The sequence below is a fragment of the Streptomyces adustus genome (assembly GCF_009377175.1).
GTDB classification, from domain to species: Bacteria; Actinomycetota; Actinomycetes; order Streptomycetales; family Streptomycetaceae; genus Streptomyces; species Streptomyces adustus.
The window spans coordinates 1-5,199 of record NZ_VJZD01000403.1 but is presented as its reverse complement, the minus strand read 5'-3'; the positions used below and the strand labels follow the sequence as shown (position 1 = coordinate 5,199).

7 protein-coding genes are annotated in these 5,199 nt (G+C 72.2%); 3 read left to right on the top strand and 4 right to left on the bottom strand.

Annotated features, from left to right (window positions below; translation table 11 throughout):
* Positions 1-15 precede the first annotated feature (15 nt).
* Complete coding sequence (locus tag FNH09_RS49675; protein ID WP_152895552.1) at positions 16-738, top strand: pentapeptide repeat-containing protein; 723 nt, start codon at positions 16-18, stop codon at positions 736-738.
* An 82-nt stretch (positions 739-820) separates the two neighbouring features.
* Here the strand turns inward: FNH09_RS49675 and FNH09_RS44405 are convergent, their stop codons facing one another.
* Positions 821-1,321, bottom strand: coding sequence for a hypothetical protein (locus FNH09_RS44405; protein ID WP_162470037.1), 501 nt, complete (start codon positions 1,319-1,321; stop codon positions 821-823).
* 37 nt (positions 1,322-1,358) lie between these two features.
* Here FNH09_RS44405 and FNH09_RS44400 point away from each other — a divergent pair, with 37 nt between their 5' ends.
* Positions 1,359-2,759 (top strand): M1 family metallopeptidase, encoded by a 1,401-nt coding sequence (locus tag FNH09_RS44400; RefSeq protein WP_152895551.1) that lies wholly within the window; start codon positions 1,359-1,361, stop codon positions 2,757-2,759.
* A 25-nt stretch (positions 2,760-2,784) separates the two neighbouring features.
* On the opposite strand, the gene FNH09_RS44395 is transcribed toward FNH09_RS44400, so the two are convergent.
* Positions 2,785-3,303, bottom strand: a complete 519-nt coding sequence (locus FNH09_RS44395; RefSeq protein WP_152895550.1) for a GNAT family N-acetyltransferase — start codon at positions 3,301-3,303, stop codon at positions 2,785-2,787.
* Positions 3,304-3,398: 95 nt separating this feature from the next.
* Positions 3,399-3,974: a TerD family protein gene (locus tag FNH09_RS44390; protein WP_037709701.1), complete on the bottom strand. Its 576-nt coding sequence runs from the start codon at positions 3,972-3,974 to the stop codon at positions 3,399-3,401.
* A 184-nt stretch (positions 3,975-4,158) separates the two neighbouring features.
* On the opposite strand from FNH09_RS44390, the gene arfB reads away from it, so the two are divergent.
* Complete coding sequence (arfB, locus tag FNH09_RS44385; protein WP_152895549.1) at positions 4,159-4,596, top strand: alternative ribosome rescue aminoacyl-tRNA hydrolase ArfB; 438 nt, start codon at positions 4,159-4,161, stop codon at positions 4,594-4,596.
* Between the two features lie 46 nt (positions 4,597-4,642).
* Here the strand turns inward: arfB and FNH09_RS44380 are convergent.
* The coding region (locus FNH09_RS44380; RefSeq protein ID WP_152895548.1) for a flavin reductase family protein at positions 4,643-5,199 on the bottom strand (557 nt) is incomplete at its 5' end.

The window sequence follows — 5,199 nt, the reverse complement described above, 5'->3', positions numbered from 1 at the left end:
GTGCAGGATGGGGGCATGGCGAGGACAGGTGCGGGCGGGGCGGGCAGGACCGCCGGGCGGAGCGGTTCCGGCACGGCGGGCGGATCCCGGCGCGCGGGCGCGCGGCGGCCGGAGGTGCGGCTGCCGCCGCTGGAGCCGTACGACGGGGGCGCTCTGGAGCCCGACGGGGACTACGACGGGCTGGAGTTCGGACCGGAGGATTTCGCCGGGCAGGACGGCGCGGGCGCGCGTTTCATGGACTGCGCGCTGAACGGCTGCGCGCTGGACGAGACGCGACTGCACCACGCCCGGATCCTGGACTCGGTCCTGACCGGCATACGGGGTGTCGGCACCGACCTCGCCGAGTCGACGCTGCGGGACGTGGAGCTGGTGGACGCGCGGCTGGGCGGGGTGCAGCTGCACGGGTCGGTGCTGGAGCGGGTGGTGATCCGGGGCGGGAAGATCGACTACCTCAACCTGCGCAAGGCCCGGCTGAAGGACGTCGTCTTCGAGGGCTGCGTCCTGGTCGAGCCGGACTTCGGGGGTGCCCGGCTGGAGCGGGTGGAGTTCGTGGACTGCGTGCTGAAGGGCGTGGACTTCGGCGCGGCGACCCTGACGGACGTGGACCTGCGCGGGGTCGCCTCGCTGGAGATCGCGCGCGGGGTGGACCGGCTGCGCGGGGCCGTGATCAGTACGGGGCAGCTGCTGGATCTGGCACCGGTGCTGGCGGCGGAGCTGGGGATCCGCGTGGAGGGCTGAGGACCGGGAGCTGAGGTCCAGGGGGGCGGAGGCCGGGTGCCGGGGCGGCGGCGGGCCCCGGCCGGGCGCGGCCGGTGCGGGCTCAGCCCACCCGGGGGAAGCGGGCCTGGAGGGTCCAGATCGCCGGGTTCTCGCCCAGGTCGTCGTGCAGGTCGACCAGGTCGGCGATCAGGTCGTGCAGGAAGTCCCGTGCCTCGCGGCGCAGTTCGCTGTGGGAGAAGGTGAGCGGCGGTTCCTCGGCCGGCATCCAGTCGGACTCGATGTCCACCCAGCCGAAGCGGCGCTCGAAGAGCATGCGGTCGGTGGACTCGGTGAAGTCCAGTTCCGCGTGCTGCGGGCGGGAGGCACGGGAGCCCGCCGGGTCCTGGTCGATGCGCTCCACGATGTCGCACAGCGCCCACGCGAAGTCGAGCACCGGCACCCATCCCCAGGCTGTGGACAACTCGTGGTCCTTCTCGGTGTCCGCCAGATAGACGTCACCGCAGAACAGGTCGTGCCGCAGCGCATGGACGTCCGCGCGGCGGTAGTCCGTCTGGGGCGGGTCCGGGAAGCGGTTGGAGAGGGCGTAGCCGATGTCGAGCACGTGAATGATGGTGTCACGCCCTCATAGGATCGCTGACATGTCCCGATCCGCGCCCGTCGTGCCCGCGTTAGTGCTCGCGCTCGTCCTCGCCGCGTGCGACGGCGGTGGGGTCCACGGCACGCCGGGCGGCTCCGGGGTGCGCGATCCGTACTTCCCGAAGGCGGGCAACGGCGGCTACGACGTCACCCACTACGACCTGCGGCTCGCCTACGACCCCGGCAGCCGTCGGCTCACCGGCACCGCCGGCCTCACGGCCCGCGCCACCCAGGACCTCTCCGCCTTCGACCTGGACCTCAAGGGCCTGGACGTCGGTACGGTCACCGTCGAGGGCGAGAAGGCACGCTGGAACCGGGCCGGCCAGGAGCTGACCGTCCGCCCGTCCGACGTCCTCCGCGACGGCGAGACCTTCCAGGTCACGGTCCGCTACGCGGGCACCCCGCTCACCCTCACCGACCAGGACGGCTCGAAGGAGGGCTGGCTGCCCACCGCGGACGGGGCGCTCGCGCTCGGTGAGCCCACCGGGTCCATGACCTGGTTCCCCGGCAACCACCACCCCTCCGACAAGGCGACGTACGACATCGCCGTCACCGTGCCGAAGGGCCTGACCGCGGTCTCCAACGGGGAGCAGGCCGGTGAGACCACCGCGGGCGGCAGGACCACCTTCGCCTGGCACACCGCCGACCCCATGGCGAGTTATGCCGCCACCGTCGCGATCGGCCGCTACGAGGTCGGCCGCTCCACCGCCGACGGTCTGCCCGCGTACGTCGCCGTGGCCCCCGCCCGCGCGAAGGAGAGCCGCGCGGTGCTGGCGAAGCTCCCGGAAATCATGGAGTGGGCCCGGACCAACTTCGGCCCGTACCCGTTCTCCTCCACCGGGGTGATCGTCGACCGTCAGGACGAGGTCGGCTACGCCCTGGAGACCCAGAACCGGCCGGTCTTCCCCGGTGTCCTCGACATCGGAACCCTCGTCCACGAACTCGTCCACCAGTGGTACGGCGACTCGGTCACGCCGAGGACCTGGCGGGACATGTGGCTGAGCGAGGGCTTCGCGACCTACGCGGAGTGGCTGTGGCAGGAGGACCAGGGCGGCGACAGCGCCCAGGAGACCTTCGACGCGCTCTACGACGGCGACTACTTCGACGACGCGGAGGCGAACGCGGCGATCTGGGCGTTCCCGCCCGCGAAGCCGTCCGGCGCGGCGCACATCTCCGACCCGCCCGTGTATTGGCGTGGCGCGATGGTCCTCCAGAAGATCCGGCAGACCGTCGGCGACGACACGTTCTACGACATCGTCCAGGGCTGGGCGGCCGCCCACCGCCACGGCAACGCGGGCACGGCCGAGTTCACGGCGTACGTGGAGAGCCGGGCGCCGGACAAGGACTTCGGCCCGATCTGGCGGGACTGGCTGTACGGAGACGGCAAGCCCGCCCACCGCTGAGGACCGGCTCTGTCGCGGAACGGGCCTATCCCCGCAGGGGCTTGCGCAGCACGGCGCAGGGGCGGCCGCGTTCGCGGTCGCGGCGGTGGTCCAGGACCTCGTAGCCGAGGGCGGTCCAGAAGGCGAGGCCCTCGGCGTTGGCGTCGAGGACGGCGAGGCGCACGGCGCTCCGCCCGGCGGCCCGGAACCGTTCCTCCACGGCCGCCGCCAGCTCGCGCCCGTACCCCTTCCGCCGCTCCCGCGCGTCCACCATCAGCAGCCCGATCCACGGATCCGGGTCGGCCGGGTCGGGATGGCGGTCCAGGGTCACGACGACCCCGACGAGCCGCCCCTCGCTGCGGGCGAGGGACACCTGCGCACCCGGCTGGGCCAGTTCGTCCGCGAGCGCCGCCGCCACCTGCTCCGGACGGATGTCGTCCGGGTCGGGGAACTCGCCGCTGAGCGCGTGGAAGGCCCGGGCGGACACGTAGAGCGCGGTCAGCTCGGTGAGCAGGGGACCCGGGAGGTCGTGGTCGGGGGTGAGGGCGAGCGGTTCGAGGCGCATGGCCGCAGGGTAGTTGGGCCGTCCCGGGAAGCTCCGTAGCGGGAACGCCGAAGCCCCCGGCCGGTCGGACGGGGGCCTCGTGCGGGCGGTGCGGATCAGACGTTCACACCGAAGTCCTGGGCGATGCCCACCAGGCCGGAGGCGTAGCCCTGGCCGACCGCGCGGAACTTCCACTCAGCGCCGTTGCGGTACAGCTCGCCGAAGACCATGGCGGTCTCGGTCGCCGCGTCCTCGGAGAGGTCGTAGCGGGCGATCTCGGCGCCGCCTGCCTGGTTCACGATGCGGATGTAGGCGTTGCGGACCTGGCCGAAGTTCTGCGAGCGGTTCTCCGCGTCGTAGATGGAGACCGGGAAGACGATCTTGTCGATGTCGGCGGGCAGACCCGCGAGGTTGACGTTGATCGCCTCGTCGTCGCCGGCGCCCTCACCCGTGCGGTTGTCACCGGTGTGGACGATCGTGCTGTCCGGGGTCTGCTTGTTGTTGAAGAAGACGAAGTGGGCGTCCGAGTAGACCTTGCCCTGGGTGTTGACCGCGATGGCCGAGGCGTCGAGGTCGAAGTCGGTGCCCGTGGTGGTGCGGACGTCCCAGCCGAGGCCCACGGTGACGGCGGTCAGGCCCGGAGCCTCCTTGGTGAGCGAGACGTTGCCACCCTTGGACAGGCTTACAGCCATTGTTGGGAGTCCCTTCCCTCGTTGCGTGCGCGGCTTCGTACGGCACGAAGCTACCGCTACCCCTATGAACGCCGTGAGACGTACCGGAGGTTCCAGGTGTCTTTACTTTCTTTACCGATGTCCGGGATGCCGATGTCCTGGATGCCGCATATTCGCGTGACGTGAGCCGGACACACGCGCGACCATGGACGGCATGTCCGGTCCTTATGTCGTCCGCGGCTCCGTCTCGCTCCCCGAGGCCGAGCTCATGTGGCGTTTCTCGCGGTCGTCGGGGCCCGGCGGCCAGCACGTCAACACCAGTGACTCGCAGGCGGAGCTGCGCTTCGACCTGGCCGCCACGAAGGCGCTGCCCGAGGTGTGGAAGCAGCGGGCGCTGGAGCGGCTGGCCGGCCGGCTCGTCGACGGCGTCGTGGTCGTACGCGCCTCCGAGCACCGTTCCCAGTGGCGCAACCGGGAGGCCGCCGCCGTACGTCTGGCGGCGCTGCTCGCGGAGGCCACCGCGCCGCCGCCCAAGTCGCGTCGGCCCACCCGGATCCCACGGGGCATCAACGAGCGGCGGCTGCGGCAGAAGAAGCAGCGCTCGGACACCAAGCGCGGCCGGTCCGGCCGGGACTGGACCTAGAACCCCGGCGCACGCCGGGTCCCGGCGCCGGGACCGCGGCGAGGCCCTAGTCCAACTGCCGGTAGCGACCGCGGAAGTACAGCAGGGGGCCGCCCTCCGTGCTCGGCACCCGCGCGGACAGCACCCGCCCGATCACCAGCGTGTGGTCCCCCGCGGTCACCCGCTGCTCGGTACGGCACTCCAGGGTCGCCAGCGCGCCGTCCAGCAGGGGCGCGCCGGAGACCTCGCCCCGTACGTACGGGAGGTCCGCGAACAGCAGCCGGTCGCTGATCCGGCCCTTCATCGCGAACCGGCCGGCGATGTGCCGCTGGCCCTCGGTGAGCACGGAGACCGCCCAGCAGGGCTGCTCGTCCAGGAGGTCGTCCATCCGGCTGCCGGTGCGCAGGCTGACCAGCACCAGGGGCGGGTCCAGGGACACCGACAGGAAGGCCGTCGCGGTCATGCCGACGTCCTCGCCGCCGGGCGCCGTGGGGTCGTCGGGGTCGAGCGGCGGCTCCTGTGCGGTCACCAGGACCACGCCCGCGGCCAGCCGGGCCATCGCGGCGCGGAACTCGTCGTTGCTCACCCCCTCAGCATGCCCGGCGACGGGAGCGGGGGAGGGGG

Bases quoted from the DNA above. Each gene is read 5' to 3' on its own strand.
- FNH09_RS44390 (WP_037709701.1), bottom strand. From the start codon at position 3,974: ATGGCTGTAAGCCTGTCCAAGGGTGGCAACGTCTCGCTCACCAAGGAG.
- arfB (WP_152895549.1), top strand. From the start codon at position 4,159: ATGGACGGCATGTCCGGTCCTTATGTCGTCCGCGGCTCCGTCTCGCTC.
- FNH09_RS44395 (WP_152895550.1), bottom strand. From the start codon at position 3,303: ATGCGCCTCGAACCGCTCGCCCTCACCCCCGACCACGACCTCCCGGGT.
- FNH09_RS44400 (WP_152895551.1), top strand. From the start codon at position 1,359: ATGTCCCGATCCGCGCCCGTCGTGCCCGCGTTAGTGCTCGCGCTCGTC.
- FNH09_RS49675 (WP_152895552.1), top strand. From the start codon at position 16: ATGGCGAGGACAGGTGCGGGCGGGGCGGGCAGGACCGCCGGGCGGAGC.